The 20633-nt window shown below is 72.2% G+C and carries 18 protein-coding genes; 14 read left to right on the top strand and 4 right to left on the bottom strand.

The genetic code is table 11. The features are described from left to right. Positions 1–54: 54 nt before the first annotated feature. From RLT58_RS08835 to RLT58_RS08820, 4 genes are all read left to right on the top strand, one after another. Positions 55–660 carry a YdbC family protein gene (locus tag RLT58_RS08835; protein WP_311309853.1) on the top strand — a complete coding sequence of 202 codons (606 nt, stop codon included), beginning with the start codon at positions 55–57 and terminating at the stop codon, positions 658–660. Between the two features lie 79 nt (positions 661–739). Continuing rightward, on the top strand, positions 740–1399 hold the full coding sequence (locus RLT58_RS08830; RefSeq protein ID WP_311309852.1) for a histidine phosphatase family protein: 660 nt from the start codon (positions 740–742) through the stop codon (positions 1397–1399). A 10-nt stretch (positions 1400–1409) separates the two neighbouring features. Next, the gene (locus RLT58_RS08825) at positions 1410–2330 is read left to right on the top strand and encodes an ADP-ribosylglycohydrolase family protein (RefSeq protein WP_311309851.1); all 921 of its coding nucleotides are present in this window, start codon (positions 1410–1412) and stop codon (positions 2328–2330) included. A gap of 206 nt (positions 2331–2536) precedes the next feature. Further along, positions 2537–4342 carry a DUF4153 domain-containing protein gene (locus RLT58_RS08820; RefSeq protein ID WP_311309850.1) on the top strand — a complete coding sequence of 602 codons (1806 nt, stop codon included), beginning with the start codon at positions 2537–2539 and terminating at the stop codon, positions 4340–4342. A 78-nt stretch (positions 4343–4420) separates the two neighbouring features. On the opposite strand, the gene RLT58_RS08815 is transcribed toward RLT58_RS08820, so the two are convergent. Continuing rightward, on the bottom strand, positions 4421–5974 hold the full coding sequence (locus RLT58_RS08815; RefSeq protein ID WP_311309849.1) for an MFS transporter: 1554 nt from the start codon (positions 5972–5974) through the stop codon (positions 4421–4423). Positions 5975–6152: 178 nt separating this feature from the next. On the opposite strand from RLT58_RS08815, the gene RLT58_RS08810 reads away from it, so the two are divergent. The 3 genes from RLT58_RS08810 (at position 6153) to RLT58_RS08800 (ending at position 8308) form a co-directional block, all read left to right on the top strand. Next, the gene (locus RLT58_RS08810; protein WP_311309848.1) at positions 6153–6779 is read left to right on the top strand and encodes a TetR/AcrR family transcriptional regulator; all 627 of its coding nucleotides are present in this window, start codon (positions 6153–6155) and stop codon (positions 6777–6779) included. Positions 6780–6919: 140 nt separating this feature from the next. Further along, the gene (locus tag RLT58_RS08805; protein WP_311309847.1) at positions 6920–7630 is read left to right on the top strand and encodes a ribonuclease HII; all 711 of its coding nucleotides are present in this window, start codon (positions 6920–6922) and stop codon (positions 7628–7630) included. A 60-nt stretch (positions 7631–7690) separates the two neighbouring features. Continuing rightward, complete coding sequence (locus RLT58_RS08800; protein WP_311309846.1) at positions 7691–8308, top strand: hypothetical protein; 618 nt, start codon at positions 7691–7693, stop codon at positions 8306–8308. A gap of 68 nt (positions 8309–8376) precedes the next feature. Here RLT58_RS08800 and RLT58_RS08795 read toward each other — a convergent pair whose 3' ends face one another. Together RLT58_RS08795 and RLT58_RS08790 are read right to left on the bottom strand one after the other, a co-directional pair. Continuing rightward, positions 8377–9006, bottom strand: a complete 630-nt coding sequence (locus RLT58_RS08795) for a hypothetical protein (RefSeq protein ID WP_311309845.1) — start codon at positions 9004–9006, stop codon at positions 8377–8379. A gap of 227 nt (positions 9007–9233) precedes the next feature. After that, positions 9234–11405 (bottom strand): RecQ family ATP-dependent DNA helicase, encoded by a 2172-nt coding sequence (locus RLT58_RS08790; protein ID WP_311309844.1) that lies wholly within the window; start codon positions 11403–11405, stop codon positions 9234–9236. Positions 11406–11516: 111 nt separating this feature from the next. Here RLT58_RS08790 and RLT58_RS08785 point away from each other — a divergent pair, with 111 nt between their 5' ends. Then, a complete protein-coding gene (locus RLT58_RS08785) occupies positions 11517–12818 on the top strand; it encodes a DUF4192 domain-containing protein (RefSeq protein WP_311309843.1) in 1302 nt (433 codons plus the stop codon). A 100-nt stretch (positions 12819–12918) separates the two neighbouring features. On the opposite strand, the gene RLT58_RS08780 is transcribed toward RLT58_RS08785, so the two are convergent. Next, on the bottom strand, positions 12919–13422 hold the full coding sequence (locus RLT58_RS08780) for a MarR family winged helix-turn-helix transcriptional regulator (RefSeq protein WP_311309842.1): 504 nt from the start codon (positions 13420–13422) through the stop codon (positions 12919–12921). Positions 13423–13562: 140 nt separating this feature from the next. On the opposite strand from RLT58_RS08780, the gene RLT58_RS08775 reads away from it, so the two are divergent. The 6 genes from RLT58_RS08775 to RLT58_RS08750 all read left to right on the top strand — a co-directional run bounded on the left by RLT58_RS08775 (position 13563) and on the right by RLT58_RS08750 (position 20540). Beyond that, entirely contained in the window at positions 13563–14327 is a 765-nt protein-coding gene (locus tag RLT58_RS08775; protein ID WP_311309841.1) for an SDR family NAD(P)-dependent oxidoreductase, read from the top strand. A gap of 98 nt (positions 14328–14425) precedes the next feature. Continuing rightward, positions 14426–14857 carry an HIT family protein gene (locus RLT58_RS08770; RefSeq protein ID WP_311309840.1) on the top strand — a complete coding sequence of 144 codons (432 nt, stop codon included), beginning with the start codon at positions 14426–14428 and terminating at the stop codon, positions 14855–14857. A gap of 54 nt (positions 14858–14911) precedes the next feature. Further along, entirely contained in the window at positions 14912–15676 is a 765-nt protein-coding gene (locus RLT58_RS08765) for an NUDIX hydrolase (RefSeq protein WP_311309839.1), read from the top strand. 155 nt (positions 15677–15831) lie between these two features. Then, positions 15832–17619: an ABC transporter ATP-binding protein gene (locus RLT58_RS08760; RefSeq protein WP_311309838.1), complete on the top strand. Its 1788-nt coding sequence runs from the start codon at positions 15832–15834 to the stop codon at positions 17617–17619. A 160-nt stretch (positions 17620–17779) separates the two neighbouring features. After that, positions 17780–18670: a FadR/GntR family transcriptional regulator gene (locus RLT58_RS08755; protein ID WP_311309837.1), complete on the top strand. Its 891-nt coding sequence runs from the start codon at positions 17780–17782 to the stop codon at positions 18668–18670. A 322-nt stretch (positions 18671–18992) separates the two neighbouring features. After that, positions 18993–20540 carry an RNA polymerase sigma factor gene (locus RLT58_RS08750; protein WP_311309836.1) on the top strand — a complete coding sequence of 516 codons (1548 nt, stop codon included), beginning with the start codon at positions 18993–18995 and terminating at the stop codon, positions 20538–20540. Positions 20541–20633: the final 93 nt, after the last annotated feature.

The raw sequence follows: 20633 nt of genomic DNA, 5'->3' as shown, positions 1-20633 counted from the left end.
CGCACTCCTGGAGAGGGTGACCCACGCCACGCCCGGCACCCGTACGATGGCGCGGTGCTGGTCAAGTGGATTCGCTGCAGTGTGACGGACCGTCGGGGCTTCGAGCGGGGGCAGCGGAAGTGGGCGGGGCTCCTGGGGGAGCCGGGGTTCAGGGGGCAGGGCGGTGGCTGGAGCCGGTCCCGGCCCGAGGTGGCGCACGTCTTCGCGTTCTGGGAGAACCGGGTCTTCTACGACTCGTTCATGGCACGGGGCCACGATGCCCTGGCCGCCGCGCAGTCGGGCACGTGCAACGACATCCAGGTCAAGCTCTTCGAGTACCGCTTCGATGTGAAGACCGGCTTCGAGCCGCGCTTCACGGACGCGGATGTGCTCAGGGTGGCACACAGCAGGGTGCACGAGGACCGGGTCGAGCACTTCGCGCTGATGCAGCAGCGGGTGTGGAACCCGGCGATGGCCGGATCGCCCGGGATGCTGCGCGGGGTCTTCGGCGAGGCGCCCGGCCACGAGTTCCTGGTGCTGTCGATGTGGCAGTCGAGCGCCGAGCGCGGGAAGTACCGGGCGGGCAGCGTCGACCGGCTCTCGCAGCGGGCGCAGACCGAGGAAGACGTGGCGGAGCTGGCCGGTGACGTGGTGCAGCTCGAACCGTCGTGGACCGTGTGAGGGGCCTCCCGCCGGCGACATCCACCATCGAATTCCGGACAACTGCTCGAACGGTGCCGACTCGATCTAGGGTCGGTACATGGCACGACCGCAACGCATTGTCCTGGTCCGGCACGGCGAGTCCGAGGGCAACGCCGACGACACCGTCTACGAGCGCGAGCCCGACCACGCCCTGAGACTCACCCCGACCGGCCTGCGGCAGGCCCGCGAGACGGGGGCACGGCTGCGCGGACTCTTCGGCGACGAGCAGGTCAGTGTGTACGTCTCCCCCTACCGCCGCACGCACGAGACGTTCGCGGCCCTCGGGCTGGACCCCGGACAGGTCCGGGTGCGCGAGGAGCCCCGGCTGCGCGAACAGGACTGGGGCAACTGGCAGGACCATGACGACGTCCGCCTCCAGAAGGCCTACCGGGACGCCTACGGGCACTTCTTCTACCGCTTCGCGCAGGGCGAGTCCGGCGCGGACGTGTACGACCGGGTCGGCGCGTTCCTGGAGAGCCTGCACCGGAGCTTCGAGGACCCGGACCACCCGCAGAACGTCCTGCTCGTCACGCACGGTCTGACCATGCGGCTCTTCTGCATGCGCTGGTTCCACTGGTCCGTGGCCGAATTCGAGTCGCTCTCCAACCCCGGCAACGGGGAGTCCCGGACGCTCCTGCTCGGCGCGAACGGCCGCTACACCCTCGACCGGCCCTTCGAACGCTGGCGCACACCTGAGCCCTACGGCATCACCGGATAGAGTGGAAGCGATGACCGAATCCGCTTCCGACCAGCGCTTCGAACGCGCCCTTGCCAGCCTGCGCGGCCTCTCCGTGGGAGACGCCCTGGGCTCCCAGTTCTTCGTGCCCGCCAACTATCCGCTCCTGAAGGACCGGGCCCTGCCGCCCGGCCCCTGGCAGTGGACCGACGACACCGAAATGGCCGGCTCCGTCCTGGCCGTCCTCCGCGACCACGGCCGGATCGACCAGGACGCCCTGGCCCTCTCCTTCGCCACGCGTCACGACTTCGACCGGGGATACGGCCCCGCGGTGAACCGGCTGCTCCGCCTGGTCCGGGAGGGCGGGGACTGGCGGGAGCTGGCCTCCGCGCTCTTCAAGGGCCAGGGATCGTGGGGCAACGGCTCGTCGATGCGTATCGCGCCGCTCGGCGCCTGGTACGCGGACGACCCCGAGCAGGCCACGCACCAGGCCGAGATCTCCTCGTACACCACGCACCAGCACCGCGAGGCCGTCGTCGGGGCGATGGCCGTGGCGGCCGCCGCCTCGCTCGCGGCCTCGCCCGCCGGGCCGCCGAGCCCGACGGACCTGCTGGACGGCGTCATCGCGCTCGTGCCGCGCAGCGCGGTCGGCGCGGGGCTGCGCCGGGCCCGCGACATGCTGGACTACCAGGACGCCGGCACGGTCGCGGCGGTCCTCGGCAACGGCCGGCGCACCAGCGCGCACGACACCGTCCCCTTCGCCCTGTGGTCGGCGGCCCGCAGCCTCGGCGACTTCGAGCAGGCCTTCTGGGTGACCGCGCAGGCGGGCGGCGACGTCGACACGACGTGCGCGATCGTCGGCGGAGTGGTCGCGGCGGGCGCGGCGGGCGCGCCTCCGGAGCACTGGACGGACCGGACCGAGGAACTGCCCGACTGGGCCGTCCGTCAGGCGCCGCCCGCCAGGGCCCGCTGAACCCTTCCCCTCCGCCGCCACACCGGTCCGACTGTCACGGTCCTGCCACAGGCCCGTCCGGCCCGGCCGACGGCCGTCACACGGGGTTACTCTTTCGGCCACGCCGCCCTCGATGATCATCACCACGGGCGCGCACCGAATGAGACGCCGGGGGGCCGTGCGCTGCCCAGGGCACGCGTGAGCGGACCCCGGTGGGGAGGGGTCCCGTGTCAGACCAGTCGTCAGAATCACCCCGGGCCGAGCACGCGCCGGAGCCGTCCGCAGCGGCCGCTCCGGCGCAGCCGCCCGCTCCGACGCAGGCCACCGGGCCGGGCGGCTCCGGCGCACCGGCGACCGCGCCCGCGCAGCCGGGAGTTCCCGCGCAGGCCCAGGCGGCGCCGGGCGCCCAGCCGCAGGGGGCCGTGCCCGAGCCGCCGAAGATCCCGGCCTACGCCCAGCAGGGCCGGCCCCCGCAGCAGCCCAACCCCTGGGCGCAGTCCAAGCAGGACCCCTCCACGATCTCGCGCCTGCGGCCCGTGAAGCCCGGGACCGTCCACAGCGCCACCCTCTGGTCCATCCTGGCGACCACGCTGCTCAGCGCTCTGCTGCTCGGTGACGGGATCGGCCCGAACCTGCTGATCGTGGCGGTGCCGGCCTCGCTCGGCGCGTACTACGCCGCGCGGGCGGCGGGCCGGCGGCTGCGCCCGTGGACCGCGGTCTGGGGGATCGGGGGACTGGCCCTGCTGGCCGTCCCCGCCCTCCGGGACGCGGGCTGGCCGACCTTCCTCGCCATCGTGTCCGCCGTGGCGCTCGGCTCGCTCGCGCTGCACGGCAGCCGCAGCTGGCTGGGGGTGTTCCTCGGCTCGCTGGGTCTGCTGACCTCCGTCGCGGAGTCGCTGGGCTGGGGCGTGCGCGGGGTGCGCGACCGGATGTCGGGGTCCCGGGGCCGGTGGGGCGTCGTCTTCCGGTCCGTCGCGGTGGCCGTGCTCCTGCTCATCGTGTTCGGGGCGCTCTTCGCCAGTGCTGACGCCGCCTTCGCCGATGTGCTCGGCAATCTGATGCCCGACGTGTCGGTGGGCGAGGGGCCGTGGCGGCTCTTCCTCGCGCTGATCGGCCTCGTCGGTTCGCTCGCCGCCGCGTACACCGCCGCCGCCCCGGTGCACTGGGACGGCCTGAGCGTACGGCCGGGCAGGGCACGCGGACGGCTGGAGTGGGCGCTCCCGCTGGTCGTCCTCAACCTGCTCTTCGCCGGCTTCCTCGCCATCCAGCTCACGGTGCTGCTCGGCGGGTACGACAAGGTGATGGCCGAGACCGACCTCAGCTACTCCGAGTACGCCCGCCAGGGCTTCTGGCAGCTGCTCTGGGCCACCGTGCTCACGCTCGGCGTCATCGCGCTCGCCCTGCGCTGGGCGCCGCGCGGCGGTGCCCGCGACCGGACGCTCGTACGCGGCGTCCTCGGCACGCTCTGCCTGCTCACGCTCATCGTGGTCGCCTCCGCGCTGCGGCGCATGGACCTCTACGTCGACGCGTACGGACTGACCCGGCTGCGCATCTCCGTGGCGGCGGTCGAGCTGTGGCTCGGGGTGGTCCTCGTGCTGATCATGGCGGCCGGGGTGTTCGGCCCCCGGCTGCTGCCGCGCGCGGTCGCGGCGAGCGCGGCCGTCGGCGTGCTGGCCTTCGGGCTGATCTCGCCCGACGGTCTGATCGCGGAACAGAACGTCCAGCGCTACCGCAGCGACCACTCGATCGACATCGAGTACCTCAGCGGGCTCTCGGCCGACGCCGTACCGGCTCTGGACACCCTGCCGGAGCCGCTGCGCTCCTGCGCCCTGGAGAAGATCCAGCGGACGCTGCGGGACTCGGACGAGCCGTGGTACGCGACGAGCTGGGGCGAGACGCGGGCCCGGGACATCCTCGGCGACTGGGACCCCGGCTTCCGGACGCTCGACTGCCGGGGCATGAACTCGGGTGACAACGGCAGCGAGCGCGACGGCGGCACGGACGACTCGTACGATCCCTACGACCCGTACTGACCGGCCCCGCCGGTTGCGGGCCGCCCGACAGGGGCGGCCCGCAACCGGCGCGCGTCGCGTCCGGGCCGCGGCGGCGTGCTAGGCGGCCGGCCCTGCGGCTGCCGCCTTGCCGCTCAGCGCGTCCAGGTCGCTCTTGCGCACCCGGATGACCAGCAGCGCGGTCAGCAGGGCGAGGGCCGACATGCCCACCGCCGCGAGGAACGCGGTCGAGATGCCCTGGGTGAGCACCGCGTGGCCCCAGACCCCGGGCAGCTCCTTGGTCTTGGCGAACTGCGCCTTCTGCTCGGGCGACGCCTGCGCCAGGAACTGCGGGACCTGCTTCTCCGCCTCGGTGCGGCTCGCCGTACCGAAGACCGTGACCAGGATGGACAGACCCAGCGAACCGCCCACCTGCTGACTCGCGTTGAGCAGGCTGGAGGCCGCCCCCGCCTCGTGCTGGGCGACTCCGGAGACCGCGGTCAGGGTGAGGGTCACGAAGTTCAGCCCCATGCCGAAGCCGAACAGCATCATCGGGCCGAGCACGCCGGAGAGATACGAGCTGTCCGAGGAGATGAACGTGAGCCAGAAGACGCCCACGCCGGTCAGCGCCGAACCCGTCACCATGAACGGCTTCGGTCCGAGCACCGGGAGGAACCGCTGCGAGAGCCCGGCGCCCACGATGATCGCGACGGTCACGGGCAGGAACGCCAGCCCCGATTCGATCGGGGTGTAGGCCAGCACGTTCTGCACGAACAGCACGATGAAGAAGAACATGCCGAACATGGCGGCGGACAGGCCGAGCATGATCACGTACGTGCCCGAGCGGTTGCGGTCGGCGAACATCCGCAGCGGTGTGATCGGCTCCTTGGCCCGCATCTCGACCAGGACGAACGCGCCGAGCAGGACCACCGCGGTGCCGAACGACGCCAGGGTCAGGGAGTCCTTCCAGCCCTCCTCGGAGGCCCGGATGAACCCGTACACGAGCGAGGCCATGCCCAGCGTCGAGGTCAGCGCCCCCGAGACGTCGAAGCGTCCCGGATGCTTCTCGGACTCGTTGATGTAGAGCGGTGCCAGGACCGCGATCAGTACGCCGATCGGCACGTTGACGAAGAAGACCCAGCGCCAGTCGAGCCATTCGGTCAGCATGCCGCCCGCCAGCAGCCCGATGGCGCCGCCGCCCGCGGACACCGCGGCGAAGACGGCGAACGCCCGGTTGCGCGCGGGTCCTTCGGCGAAGGTGGTGGTGATGAGCGCGAGCGAGGTCGGGGACGCGATGGCGCCGCCGATGCCCTGGAGCGCGCGGGCCAGCAGCAGCTGCCAGGGTTCCTGGGCGAATCCGCCGACCAGTGAGGCCAGGGTGAAGAGCAGGATGCCGGTCATGAAGACCCGGCGGCGGCCGAGGATGTCCCCGGCCCGGCCGCCGAGCAGCAGCAGCCCGCCGAAGGTCAGGGTGTAGGCGCTCAGGACCCAGGAGAGATCCGTGGTCGAGAAGCTGAGCGCGTCCTGGATGTGCGGGAGGGCGATGTTGACGATCGTGGCGTCGAGCACAACCATCAACTGGCAGGCGGCGATGACGGTCAGGGCGATCCCCGGGCGCCCTTGCCGGCGCGCCGCACCCGGTGCGCTCAGATCGTTTAACTGAGAGGTTGTCACTGAGGGTCCCCCACAAGTGAATTAGTGAACGGTTCCGTTCACTGTCCCGTCAACGTTAGTGAGTCCCCTTCAGTGAACGCAAGCGTTCACTGAATCCGCCGTTGCCGGGTCCGTGCGGAGCCACCGCCGCGGCCTGTCGGCAGGCGGCGCAACGAACCTGTTCGATGGAGAGAAGCTCATGGTTACTTCGCGATCGGCTGCCGCCGCCCGGCAGTCGGTGGTGTCCCTCCGGCGGCGCGGACCCGTGCTGGAACGCGCCATCCTCGACGCCGCGCTGGAGCGGCTGAGTACGGTCGGCTGGAGCGGGCTGACGATGGAGGGGGTCGCCGCCGGCGCCCAGACCGGCAAGGCCGCGATCTACCGGCGATGGCCCTCCAAGGAGGACCTGGTCGCCGACGCCCTGCGCAGCGCGCTGCCCGCGATGGCCGAAGCGCCCGACCACGGAAACGTCCGCGACGACCTCTACCAGCTGTGCCGGGGGCTGCGCGACGCGATGCTCTCCAAGTCCGGCTCCGCGCTCCGCTCCGTCCTTCACGAATGCGACGGTCACACGGCGGAACGCTTCCAGTCGGTGATCCTCAACGGCGTGATCAAGCCGTCGACCGAGCTCATCAAGGAAGTGCTGAGCCGGGGCGTCGAACGCGGTGAGGTCCGCGCCGACGCCCTGCGGGGTGTGGTCTTCGACGTCATCCCCGCGATGATGATGTATCGCACCAAGGTGTGCTCCAGCGAATGGGCCGACGAGGAGATCGCCGAGCTGATCGACGGCGTAGCGGTGCCGTTGCTCCGCTCCGCCCGGCGCTGAACCCCGGCCCGCCGGGGATGTCCCCGCCTCCCGGACGCCGTGCCGGTGCCCCGCCCCGCCGCACGGCACCGGACGCGGCCGGCCGGTGTACGCCCCCGGGGTGTTCCTGGCGTCCCCAGCGGCGTACGCTGACAGACGCCATGCCGTACGAACCACCCACGCACACCGTCGAGCGCTCACTGCGCGCCACCACCGGTGCCAGGACCGTCGCCGGCGTCGACGAGGTCGGACGCGGAGCGTGGGCGGGACCCGTCACCGTGTGCGCCGCGGTCACCGGCCTCCGCAGGCCCCCCGCCGGACTCACCGACTCCAAGCTGATCAGCCCGAAGCGACGCGCCGAACTGGCGCCGCTGCTGGAGAGCTGGGTCACCGCGTACGCCCTGGGCGACGCCTCGCCGCAGGAGATCGACGCACTCGGAATGACCGCCGCGCTCCGGCTCGCAGCCGTACGCGCCCTGGAGGCCCTGCCGGTGCGCCCCGACGCGGTGATCCTGGACGGCAAGCACGACTACCTCGGCGCTCCCTGGCAGGTCCGAACGGTCATCAAGGGCGACCAGTCCTGCATCGCCGTCGCGGCGGCCTCGGTCATCGCGAAGGTGCGCCGGGACGCCCTCATGGCCGAGCTGGGTGCCGCCTCCGGCGAGTACGCGGACTTCGCGTTCCACGACAACGCCGGTTATCCGTCCCCCGTGCACAGGGCCGCGCTCGAGGAGCGGGGGCCCACGGCCCACCACCGCCTCTCCTGGTCCTACCTCGATGCGCTGCCCAGGTGGCAGCACCTCAAGAAGGTCCGCTTCTCCGCCGAGGCGGCCGCACTGGAAAGCGGGGGCCAGCTCGGCTTCGACTTCTGATCGCGCACATGTGCCCACCCGCCGATGCGTCCCGCACCGGCGTTTGATAGACAACCACCCATGCCTCTCATCCCCGAGGAGCCTCAGATTCACGAGAGCGCCCAGGGTCCCCGCGCCACCCCGGCCACCGGCCGCGCCGCGTCGACCCCTCGTCCCGTACCCGGTCCGCGTACAGCGGCCACGCCGCGCCCCGGTCGTCCGGGTCCCGGCCCCAGGCCTGCGCCTCCGGCGCAGCGCCAGCACTCCGCCGCCGGACGGCCCCAGGCCGCCCGGCCGGAGAATCGTTCCGCGCCGCAGCTCCAGCTGATCCCCGCTCCGGCCGGCGGTGCGCTCGACGCCGCCGACGAGGCGGTGGACCTGCTGCTCGACTCGGGCCGCGCGCCCGGCGACATCCTCGTGCTCACCACGGGTGACCAGCACCCGTGGGCGACGCACGAGCTGTCCTTCGGCGAGGCCGCCTACTGGGCCCAGCACGAAGCGGGCGACGACGTGTTCTTCGCCGGGGCCGCCGCGGCGGACCGGGTGGCGTCCCGTCCCGTGGTGGTCGTCGCGGTCAACGGTCCGGTCGACGACGCCGCCACCCGCGCGCTGACGACGGCGCGGGCACGCGCCGGAGCCCTGCTGATCGTCTGCGGCGACCCGCAGCGGATCAACACCGTGCTCGGCGCGGGCGTCTGAGGAGATCCGGCCCACTCCGGTGTGTGGTGATCCGGCCCCCACGGGCGGCCGGATCACCGCACACCGGGTCAGCGTGCCGCGGAGCGGTGCAGTGCCTGAGCCGCCCCGCCGCCGGTGCGCAGCGGTGCCGGATCATGGTCCAGCGCGGTGTCGGCGAGCGCGGCCGGCGGCGACACGGAGCTGGGCCGACGGCCGCCCCGGCCCTCGCCGAGCACCTGCCAGCCCCCACGGGTCAGCGTGATGTACGCGCCGCAGCGCAGGCCGTGCAGGGTGCAGGCGTCCCGCAGTCCCCACATCCACGCCCCGTCCTCCTCCGTCCAACGCTCGTCCCCCTCACGGCAGTAGAGCAGGACCGCGGTACGGACAGGAGTGCGGCGGCGCAGATCGTGCGGGATGACCCGGCGCAGGTGCGCCAGCAGCGAGTTGCGGAATTCCCAGCCGTCCGCCGTCACCGAGCGACGGGCGAACGAGGCGCTGGCCGTGAGGCGTTCCTCGTGGTCCAGGACGGCGACCACGGCGGTTGCCGGAGTCGGCCGGTGCCTGGCGTGCAGTCCGCTGACCACCTCGCGCGGGCTGCGCAGCAGCGGTATGCCCGCCGCCGCCCACTCGGCCGGTTCGAGCATTCGGGCAAGGCGGTTGGCGGAGTCGGCGGCTGCCGACATCGAAGTGGCTGCGGACGGAGCGAATCCGAAGGTCACGGTCCTCCCTTCGCATACGCGCCCACGATGCGGGCAGGGTCGGGTGAGGGCGCACCGCGGCACAGCCCTTCCGGGCCCGCGAAAGAACCGTGCGGGGAGCGAGTCCAATTCTTCCTGGCGTATCGGCAGGCGGCAACGAGCAATTGGCGCAGCTGACGGTAATCAGCCGGAATGACACGGATATCCCTGCTATCCCTGCCCAGTCCGGCCCCGGCTGACGCCACCCGTCACGCCTGAACGGCGAGGACCAGGGGAAACACGGCCTCCGCCCCGGCCCTCCGCAGCAGCCGGGCCGCCACGGCGAGGGTCCAGCCGGTGTCCGCGAGATCGTCCACGAGCAGCACGGGCCCGCCCGCCGCCGCCAGGGCCTGTGCCAGCTCGGGGCTCACGACGAGCCGTTCGTGCAGCGCCCGGACCCGCTGGGCGCTGTTGGTCTGCGAGACCCGGATCTCATCCGCTCCCGGGGCGAGGCCGACGCTGCCGAGCAGGGGCATCCGCCCGACCTCGGCGATGCGCCTGCCGAGCGACTCGATGAGCTGCGGCCTGCGCTGCGAGGCCACGGCCACGACGCCGACCGGCCGGGCCACGGCGTCCGCGGCACTGGGCGCCCAGCCGCCGGGGCCCCTGGCCCAGTCCGCCAGCACCGTGACCACGGCGTCGGCCACGTCGTCGGGCACCGGCCCGTCTGGCGCCTGGGCCGCGAGCATCGGGCGCAGTCTGTTGCCCCAGCCGATGTCGGAGAGCCGGCCCAGGGCCCGGCCGGTGCCGGAGAGTTCACCCGCCGGGATCCGGCCCTTGAGATCGACGCCCACCGCCGCGAGCCCGGTCGGCCACATCTTGCGGGGCTCCACCTCCACACCGGGCCGGCCGAGCTCACCCCGCGCGGTGTCGAGCGCCGCCGCGGAGACGGCCTCGTCGAACCGCGCCCCGGCGCAGTTGTCGCACCGCCCGCAGGCGGCTGCCTCCTCGTCGTCCAGCTGACGGCGCAGGAACTCCATCCGGCAGCCGGTCGTCGTGGCGTAGTCGCGCATCGCCTGCTGCTCCGCCGCCCGCTGCCGGGCCACCCAGGCATAGCGCTCGGAGTCGTAGACCCAGGGCTCTCCGGTGGCGGTCCAGCCGCCCTTGACCCGCCGGACCGCCCCGTCCACGTCAAGCACCTTGAGCATGGTCTCCAGCCGTGTGCGCCGCAGGTCCACCAGGGGCTCCAGGGCGGGCAGCGACAGTGGCCGCCCGGCCTGGGCGAGCGCGTCGATGGTGCGCCGGACCTGCTCCTCCGGCGGGAAGGCGACCGATGCGAAGTACTGCCAGATCGCCTCGTCCTCCTTGCCGGGAAGGAGCAGCACCTCTGCGTGCTCGACGCCGCGCCCGGCGCGTCCCACCTGCTGGTAGTAGGCGATGGGGGAGGAGGGCGAGCCCAGATGCACGACGAAGCCGAGGTCGGGCTTGTCGAAGCCCATGCCGAGCGCGGAGGTCGCGACCAGGGCCTTGACGCGGTTGGCGAGCAGATCGTCCTCCGCCTGCTGGCGTTCGGCGTTCTCGGTGCGGCCGGTGTACGAGGCGACGGTGTGGCCGCACTGGCGGAGGTAGGCGGTGACCTCCTCGGCCGCCGCGACCGTCAGGGTGTAGATGATGCCCGAGCCGGGCAGCTCCTTGAGGTGGTCGCCGAGCCAGGCCAGCCGGTGCGCGGCGTTGGGCAGTTGCAGCACACCGAGACTGAGGCTCTCCCGGTCGAGCGGACCGCGCAGCACCAGCGCGTCCGTGCCCGCGCCGGTGCCCAGCTGCTCGGCGACGTCGGCGGTCACACGCGCGTTCGCCGTTGCGGTGGTCGCGAGGACCGGCACGCCTGCCGGCAGATCGGCGAGCATGGTCCGCAGCCGGCGGTAGTCCGGCCGGAAGTCGTGGCCCCAGTCGGAGATGCAGTGCGCCTCGTCGACCACGAGCAGGCCCGTCGCCGCGGCGAGCCGGGGCAGGACCTGGTCGCGGAAGTCCGGGTTGTTGAGCCGCTCCGGACTCACGAGCAGGACATCGACCTCTCCGGCGGCCACCTCGGCCTGGACGGTCTCCCACTCCTCCGTGTTGGACGAATTGATCGTCCGCGCGCTGATGCCCGCGCGGGCCGCCGCCGCGACCTGGTTGCGCATCAGCGCCAGCAGCGGCGAGACGATGACGGTCGGACCGCTGCCCCGGGCGCGCAGCAGCGAGGTGGCGACGAAGTACACGGCGGACTTGCCCCAGCCGGTCCGCTGGACGACCAGCGCCCTGCGCTTGTCGGCGACCAGCGCTTCGATGGCCCGCCACTGGTCCTCGCGCAGCCGGGCCGTGCCGGAGGCGTCCCCGACGAGTCGGGCCAGTACGGAATCGGCCGAAGCCCTGAGCTCTGCACGGTCTGCGTTGGTCATGCCCCCATGCAACCCGATGGGTACGACAAACCGCGAACGACCGCGCTGCCCCTGTGGACAACTTATCCACAGGGGGTCGCGGAAAGTGTCCGGTCGCGGGACGGTCATCCCATGAACAAGCACCACGAATCCACCAGTCCGTCCGACGAACAGCAGATCACCCTGCGAGGTCCGGCCGAGCTGGCCGACGCCCTCCCGTATCTCATGGGGTTCCATCCGAACGACAGCGTGGTCATGGTCGCCCTGCACGGCGGCCGGGGCCGTTTCGGCGGGCGGCTCAGGCTCGGCATCCCGCAGTCGGCGCGGGAATGGCCATCGGTCGCGGAGCAGCTCGCCGAGTGCCTGATCAAGGGGAGCGAGCGGCGCGGCGGGCGGCCCGACGCGATCGTCGTCTTCCTCTGCCAGGACCCGGCCGAGGGCGAGACGGGCACCGGGACCATGGAGCGGCTGCGCCCGTTGGCCCAGTTGCTGCGTACGGCGTGCGGCGCGCTGGACGTGCCCGTGCTCGAGGCGCTCTGCGTCTCCGGCAACCGCTTCTGGTCCTATGTCTGCCCCGACGCCCGCTGCTGCCCGGCCGAGGGCAATCCGATGGCGATGCCCGGCACCTCGGTGATGGCGGCGGCGGCCACCTACGCCGGAATCCAGGTGCGGGGGTCGCTGCGCGAGATGGAGGCGAGGCTCGCGCCGCTGACCGGCACGACGGGTGCGGCGCAGCAGCGGGCCCTGGACGCGGCGGGGGCCGCTCTGGTGCCGATGCTGCTGGAGGAGGACAGCCGCAAGGAGGTCGGCGAGACCACGCTGAAGCTCGCCCGCCGGCTCATGCGGCGCCTGGTCCGGGCCCCGGCGGCGGGGCCCTCGCTGGCCGACCTCAACGACGACCGGCTGATCACCCATGAGGAGGCCGCCGAGCTGATTCTCGGCCTTCAGGACCGGGAGACCCGTGACCGGGCGGCCGAATGGATGGAGGGGCCCGAGGCGGAGACGGCGCTGAGGCTGTGGCGGGCCCTCGCCCGCCGCTGCGTCGCCCCCTACCAGGAGCACGCGGCGGCGCCTCTCACCCTGGCGGGCTGGGTCTCCTGGTCGACCGGTGACGAACCGGCCGCGCGTGTGGCGCTGGGGCTCGCCCTGCGGGTGGACCCCCACTACACCTTCGCCCAGCTCCTGCACGAGGCCTGCAACCAGGGCCTCGATCCGGAGACGCTGCGACGCTGCCTGCGCGGCGAGCGCGGCACCCGGACGGTACGGCGCGGCCGCCGTGCGGAACGGGTCGCGGGGGCCCGTTCCGTACGCGTGCAGCCCGCCGGGCGCGCCAGGATGCGGACCGCTTCCGTCCGGCCCGGGACGACGGGCCGCCGCCGGGCCGGCCGGCCGGGGGTGCAGGGCCGCAGGGGATCGCGGACGGGCCACCACTGAGGCACCGACGGGCGGAGCGGGCCGCACACGGGATACGGGCCGCGTACGGGATGCGGCCGGCCTTGCGGGAGCCGGCTTCCGCAAGGCCCGGCCCGCCTCGTCAGCAGGCTGCTTCGTCCGGGCCGAGGGACTCGCGCTGGGCGGTCCGGGCGACGCGGGAGAGCAGCGTGCGCAGCTGCTCGGCGTCCTGGTCGCCGAGGTCGACGAGGAGGCGTGCCTCGGCGGCAGCGAGGCCGTGGCGGGCCTTCTCCAGCCGGGCGCGCCCGGTGTCGGTGAGCAGGACCTGACGTACGCGCCGGTCACGGGGGTCGGGCCTGCGGCTGATCAGCCCGTGCGCTTCGAGGTCGTCCAGCAGGTAGGTCATCACCGTCCGGTCCAGGCTGACCTCCTTGGCCAGCGCGAGCTGTGACGGGGGCTCACCCCCGGCCAGGGCGACCAGGACGAGGTAACCGCGCGCCCCGCCCGGCAGATCGGCCACCGAATCGGTGGCGACGCGGCGGAACGCGGTGGAGACGATGCGGAGCGCCCACCCCAGATCGGTCCCGAGGGCGACGTCGTCGGCGTCGGTGCGCCGGGCCTTCTTTCCGGAAGCGGATGCACTCACCCCTGCAGTTTAGCAGTCAAGTGCTGCTCAGTAGATCGTCTTGTGAGCAGAACATCTTTCATGCATAGTGTTTTGGGTAAGGGTGCCGGTCGCGAGACCTGTGACCGGCACCCCCGGCAAGGGCGACGAGAGAGTCAGTGATGAGCAACAAGACCGACAGCAACACCGATGTGCGGGGCAGCACCGCACTGGTGACCGGAGCGACGTCGGGGATCGGGCGGGCTGTCGCGCAGAGCCTGGCGCGGCAGGGCGCCGAGGTGGTCCTGCACGGACGGGACCGGGGGCGCGGCGAAGCCCTGGTGAAGGAGATCGCCCGGCAGGGCGGCTCGGCCCGTTTCGTCGCCGCCGATCTCACCGACGCCGAGGAGACTCTGCGGCTGGCGGCCGAGGCGGGCGACGTGGACATCCTGGTCAACAACGCGGGGCTGTTCGAGTTCGCGCCGACCGCCGTGACGGACGCGGCGAGCTTCGACCGGCAGATGGCGATCAATACCCGGGCCCCGTTCCTGCTGGTCGGAGCGCTGGCGCCGGCCATGGCCCGGCGCGGCCGGGGATCGATCGTGACGATCGGATCGAGCGCGGCCCGCAGCCCCGCTCCCATCGGGGCGGCGTACGGTGCCTCCAAGGCCGCCGTGGAACTCCTCACCCGGTACTGGGGCACGGAGTTCGGCCCCTCCGGTGTACGGGTCAACGCGGTCTCCCCGGGGCCCGTCCGCACCGAGGGCAGCGCGGCGATGCTCGGTGAGCACGCGGCGGCGATGAACAGGACCAACGCCCGAGGCCGGGCAGGCGATCCCGGCGAGATAGCCGAGCTCGTCACCTTCCTGGCGGGCCCGGCCAGTAGCTACGTCAATGGCGCGGTCCTCTTCGCCGACGGCGGCGAACTCAGCACCCTCCCCGCCTGAGGGGGGTGGGGGTGCGAGTCGCGCGGATCTTCGTCATCGGCGCGGCCGGAGACAACACCCTGGCCGCCGCGGCGCCGGTTCTGGCAGGGTCTGCGCGCATGGACTGCACTTTCTGCTCCCTGATGCGCGAGGGCGCCGCGCGCTGGGTGTTCCGGGGGCCGTCGGCCGCCGCGTTCGCCCCCTTGAACCCGCTCTCCCCGGGGCACACCCTGGTGGTTCCCACGTCCCACCGCGCGGACATCTTCGATACGCCCCCCGAGGTCCTGTCGGAGGTCATGGCGCTGGTCCAGCGCGTGGCCGAGGAGATGCGGACCGCGTTGGGGGCGGGAGGCGTGAACATCCTGAGCGCCAGCGGTCCCGGTTCCGAGCAGTCGGTGCCGCACCTGCACTTCCACGTGGTTCCCCGCTGGCCGGGCGACGGGTTCTCGACCTGGCCGGACCAGCAGTCCCGGCACCGCGTCGAGGGCGACCCCGTCGCCCGGCTCGCCACCGCCATGACGGCTCACCGGCAGGCGGCCGGGCATGACTGATCACAGATCCGCGAAGGGAGTGTTTATCGTCAGACAGACGACTATGATCGCGGCATGCCGCCCTACGACCCGTCGAACTTTCCGCCCTTCGCCGTCACCGTCGACCTGGTCGTGCTCACGGTGCGGCGTCATGCGCTCTGTGCGCTGGTGGTACGCCGGGGCGAGACCCCGTTCCAGGGTAGGTGGGCCCTGCCCGGCGGCTTCGTCCGGGCCGACGAGGATCTCGGTGCGGCGGCGGCGCGCGAGCTCGTCGAGGAGACCGGGTTGTGCGCACAGGACCCGGCGGCCCCGGCGGTCGGCAACGGGGCCCATCTGGAGCAGCTCGCCACCTACGGGGACCCCGCGAGGGACCCGAGGATGAGGGTCGTCAGCGTCGCCCACCTCGCGCTGGCCCCCGATCTGCCCGCCCCCAGGGCCGGCGGCGACGCGAACAGCGCGCGCTGGGCGCCGGTCGACGATCTGCTCGGGGCGGAGGGCGGCTTCGGCCGGGACGGCGAGCACCAGGTACCACTGGCCTTCGACCACGAGAGGATTCTCGCCGACGGCGTGGAGCGGGCCCGCTCCAAGATCGAGTACTCCTCGCTGGCCACCGCCTTCTGCCCGCCCGAGTTCACGGTCGGGGAGCTGCGCCGGGTGTACGAGGCGGTGTGGGGCGTGGTGCTGGACCCGAGGAACTTCCATCGCAAGGTGACCGGCACGCCGGGCTTCCTGGTGCCCTCGGGCGGGACCACCACCCGGCAGGGCGGCCGACCGGCCCAGCTCTTCCGGTCCGGCGCGGCGACGGTGCTCAACCCCCCGATGCTGCGGCCGGAGGTCTGATTCCCGTTCGGCCCGGAGCCCGGTAGCTCCGCATCGGCCGTGCGGGCGGCCGGAACGCCGTGGACTCGGCATTGCGCAAAAAGTCTGATATGTCGGGTTATCGTGCTGCGGTACTCACTCGCCGCCGAGCGGACTCACCTCCTGCGAGAGAAGCGATGCTCCAGGCCATCGGACTCACCAGCGCCCGCCACCGCGGACTTCCGCCCGCCGTGGACGACCTCACGTTCGACGCCGGGCCCGGCTGTGTCACCGCGCTCCTGGGCGCACCGGGTGCCGGCAAGACCGCCGCCCTCCGGCTGATGCTCGAACTCGATCCCGGCCGGGGGGTCACCTACTTCCGGGGCAGACCGCTGCACCGCGTCCCACGCCCCGCCGGCGAGGTGGGCGTGCTGCTCGGGGACGTACCGGGGCACCCCGCCCGCACCGCTCGCGGGCAGCTCCGCATGCTCTGCGCGGTCGCCGGCGTACCGGCGTCCCGCGCCGACGAACTGCTCGACGCCGTAGGGCTCGGCGGGCTGGGGGACCAGCGCATCGGCACGCTCTCCCTCGGCATGGACCGCCGGCTGGCCCTCGCCTGCGCCCTGCTCGGCGATCCGCACACCCTCCTCCTCGACGAGCCCACGGAAGGGCTCACGGCGCGCGAGGCCGCCTGGCTGCTCGGGATGCTGCGGTCCCACGCCGACCGGGGCGGCACGGTCCTGTTCACCACGAGCGACCCGAAGGAGGCCGCACGTGTGGCCGGCCATGTGGTGACCATCGACGCGGGGCGCCTGGTCGCCGACCAGGACGCCGCCGACTTCTCCCGTACCCGGCTGCGCCCCCGCGTAGCGGTCCGTTCCCCGCACGCCGTCCGGCTCGCCGCGATCGTCAGCCGGGAGGCGAGGGCGGCCCGGCGCTCCGTCGAGGTCGTGACGGAGGCGGGCAGCAGCCGCCTGTCCGTCTACGGCAGCAGCTGCGCGGAGATCGGCGACGCGGCGTTCCGGCACGGGCTGCCCGTGCACCGGCTCGCCGACGAGTTCGGTGACACCGGCCCGGACGGCGACCGGGATGTGCCGACACCCGCCGAGACCGTCTCCGCTCCCGAGGCCGGACGGCAGCCCGCCGAGACTCTCGTGACGTCCTCGCTCCCCGCCGGACCGGAGTCCGTACCGCCCATCAAGCGCCGGCCGGCGCGCGGACCGCTGCGTCCGGTGCGTTATGAGCTGCGCCGCCTCTTCGGAGTGCGGACCACGACCCTGATCATGACGGTCGCCCTGGTCGCATCCGTCGGGCTCTCGGTTCTGCTCGCCCGCGACGGCCGTACCCCGCTGCCGACCGTGCTCGCCGCCTGGCCCTCACTCCTGCCGCTGCCTCCGGCCGCGCTCGGTGCGGGGCTGCTCGGGGCGCTCTCCTTCGGCGACGAGTTCCGCTACCCCGCGCTCGCCGCAGGACGCGGCACCGTCCCCCGCCGCCTCGGCCTGCTGCTGGCCAAACTGGCCGTGTCCGCGGGCGTCGCCCTGCTGCTGGCACTGGTCGTCGTCCTCGCCTCGGCGGAGGTCCTCCGTGTCGTGTACGGCGGGGACTTGGTCCGTATCCCTCCGAACGTGTCGTCGCTGGCCGTGAGTTGGTCGGGCCTGACCGTCGGCTGCGCCTGGGCCGGGCTGCTGGCCGCCGGAATCTTCCGGGTCACCGCGGCGGGGGTGGCCGCGGTGCTCGCCGTACCGGTGCTCATGGTTCCGCTCGTCGAGTGGATGCCCAAGGCGCCGACCGCCCGTTCGATGGCCGGACTTCCGGGCCGGCTGCGGGAACTGGCCTGGCTCCAGTGGCCGCAGGAGGTGGACCGGTGGCTGGCCGCCGGGGTGCGGGTCGTGGCGCATCCCGTGGGGGCGGCCCTGACCGTGTCGTTGTCGGTCCTCATCTGCGCGTATCTGTTCACCAGCCTTCGCGGCAGGGTCCGTTGGTGATCGCGGAACGTGTCTGGAACCTCAGGATCCGCACAACTGCACAGAAAATGCCCGGTTTATACCATTAAGGCGTCAATTGAGAGGCGGGTGCCGATCACCCTTTCGTGTGCTTTTCACCAAAGACCTCAAGGGGTGGCTGAGTACGGCCGACAAAGGATGCGTGAGTACCCTTGCGCACACCATGATGACCGCCGCCCGCTCCGCCGATTCCGGCCTCGCCGGCCCGGGCGAACTAGACCGTTACCCGTATGGGGAGACACCGGCCGGCGAGCGTGCCGCCGCTCGTTCCTGGGACGGTCCCGACGCCGAGCTCGGCCGGGTGGGCCGGGGACGGGGGTCGGCCAGCCGTGGCCGTGGACTGCACGGCCAGCTTGTTCAGCAGCTGGGTCAGATGATCGTCTCCGGCGACCTGGGTGCGGACCGCCCCCTGGTGCCCGAGGAGATCGGCCAGCGATTCGAGGTCTCCCGAACCGTCGTGCGGGAGTCGCTGCGCGTACTCGAGGCCAAGGGGCTGGTCAGTGCCCGCCCCAATGTGGGGACCCGGGTCCGGCCGGTCAGTGACTGGAATCTGCTCGATCCCGACATCATCGAATGGCGTGCCTTCGGACCGCAGCGCGACGACCAGCGCCGCGAGCTGGGCGACCTCCGCTGGACGATCGAGCCGCTCGCCGCCCGTCTCGCCGCGGGCCACGGCCGCGAGGACCTTCAGCAGCGCCTCGGGGACATGGTCGAGATCATGGGGCACGCGCTCGGGCAGGGCGATGTGATCACCTGCGCCCGCGCCGACGCGGAATTCCACTCCCTGCTCATCCAGGCCGCGGGCAACCGCATGCTGGAGCACCTCTCGGGCATCGTCTCCGCCGCCCTGCAGGTCTCCGGAGGGCCGGTCACCGGGTGTGACCGCCCCAATGAGGCATCCCTGGGCCACCACGCACGCATCGTCGACGCCCTCGCGACGGGCGACTCCGCGGGAGCCGAGGCGGCCATGCGTCAACTGCTCGTGGTCCACCACGATGTGGAGCGAGTGGTTCCGGCGCCGCGCGAGCACTGATCGGCGCGCGGCCGGGGTGTACGAACCATGTGTCGCCGGGCCCACGGGGTCCGGCGGCACAATTGTGGGGAGATGTCGCCTTGGCCGCGTTCATCGCAAATGGGGTGTGACTCGGGCCACGTGGATTGGGCGTAACACTCCTCGAAACAGCGCGATGACTTAAGAGGTGACCGCCGCGGAAGGAATACAGCAGCCATTCAGGGCGCTGTGCAGTTCTGAGGCCTAACCCGCGCCGTCGGTACATTCCCTGCCCGACGGTCGTCGGCTCAAGCCCTCTCCGGGCCGGGCCGGAAGCCGTTTCCATCGTTCCGAGAGGTTGTTCGTGTCGGCCAGCACATCCCGTACGCTCCCGCCGGAGATCGCCGAGTCCGAATCTGTGATGGCGCTCATCGAGCGGGGAAAGGCTGATGGGCAGATCGCCGGCGATGACGTGCGTCGGGCCTTCGAGGCTGACCAGATTCCGCCAACCCAGTGGAAGAACGTTCTGCGCAGCCTCAACCAGATCCTCGAGGAAGAGGGTGTGACGCTGATGGTCAGTGCCGCGGAGCCGTCGAAGCGCGCCCGCAAGAGCGTCGCAGCGAAGAGCCCGGTCAAGCGCACCGCCACCAAGACCGTCGCGGCCAAGACGACCGTGACGCGTACCGTCGCGGCCACCGCCGCCCCGTCGGCCGAGACCGTGGACGCGGTGGCCGAGGATGCCGCCGCGCCCGCCCCTGCGAAGAAGGCGGCAGCCAAGAAGACGGCTGCCAAGAAGACCGCCGTGAAGAAGACGGCGGCCAAGAAGACGGCGTCGAAGAAGGCCGGCAAGCAGGACGACGAGATCCTCGACGGCGACGACGCCGCCGAGGAGGTCAAGGCCGGCAAGGGTGAGGAAGAGGAGGGCGAGGGCGAGAACAAGGGCTTCGTCCTCTCCGACGACGACGAGGACGACGCGCCCGCGCAGCAGGTCGCCGTCGCCGGCGCCACGGCCGACCCGGTCAAGGACTACCTGAAGCAGATCGGCAAGGTCCCGCTCCTCAACGCGGAGCAGGAGGTCGAGCTCGCCAAGCGCATCGAGGCGGGTCTGTTCGCCGAGGACAAGCTGGCGAACTCCGACAAGCTCGCCCCCAAGCTCAAGCGCGAGCTGGAGATCATCGCCGAGGACGGGCGCCGCGCCAAGAACCACCTGCTGGAGGCCAACCTCCGTCTCGTGGTCTCGCTGGCCAAGCGCTACACCGGCCGCGGCATGCTCTTCCTGGACCTGATCCAGGAGGGCAACCTCGGTCTGATCCGCGCGGTCGAGAAGTTCGACTACACCAAGGGCTACAAGTTCTCCACGTACGCCACCTGGTGGATCCGTCAGGCGATCACCCGCGCCATGGCCGACCAGGCCCGCACCATCCGTATCCCGGTGCACATGGTCGAGGTCATCAACAAGCTCGCGCGTGTGCAGCGTCAGATGCTCCAGGACCTGGGCCGCGAGCCCACCCCGGAGGAGCTGGCCAAGGAACTCGACATGACCCCCGAGAAGGTCATCGAGGTCCAGAAGTACGGCCGCGAGCCGATCTCCCTCCACACCCCGCTGGGTGAGGACGGGGACAGCGAGTTCGGTGACCTGATCGAGGACTCCGAGGCGGTCGTCCCGGCCGACGCGGTCAGCTTCACGCTCCTGCAGGAGCAGCTGCACTCGGTTCTCGACACCCTGTCCGAGCGTGAGGCGGGCGTGGTCTCCATGCGCTTCGGCCTCACCGACGGACAGCCGAAGACGCTGGACGAGATCGGCAAGGTCTACGGCGTGACGCGTGAGCGCATCCGCCAGATCGAGTCCAAGACCATGTCGAAGCTGCGCCACCCGTCGCGTTCGCAGGTCCTGCGCGACTACCTCGACTAGGCCGGTCCGCGGCAGTACGCGGAACGAGGGTCCGGATCCCCTGGGGAGCCGGGCCCTCTTTCCGTGCGCGCTCGCACCCGTGTGCCCCTCGCT

The organism is Streptomyces sp. ITFR-16, assembly GCF_031844705.1.
GTDB lineage: Bacteria > Actinomycetota > Actinomycetes > Streptomycetales > Streptomycetaceae > Streptomyces.
The sequence above is the reverse complement of the archived record's forward strand: the minus strand, read 5'-3'. Positions and strand labels throughout refer to the sequence as shown.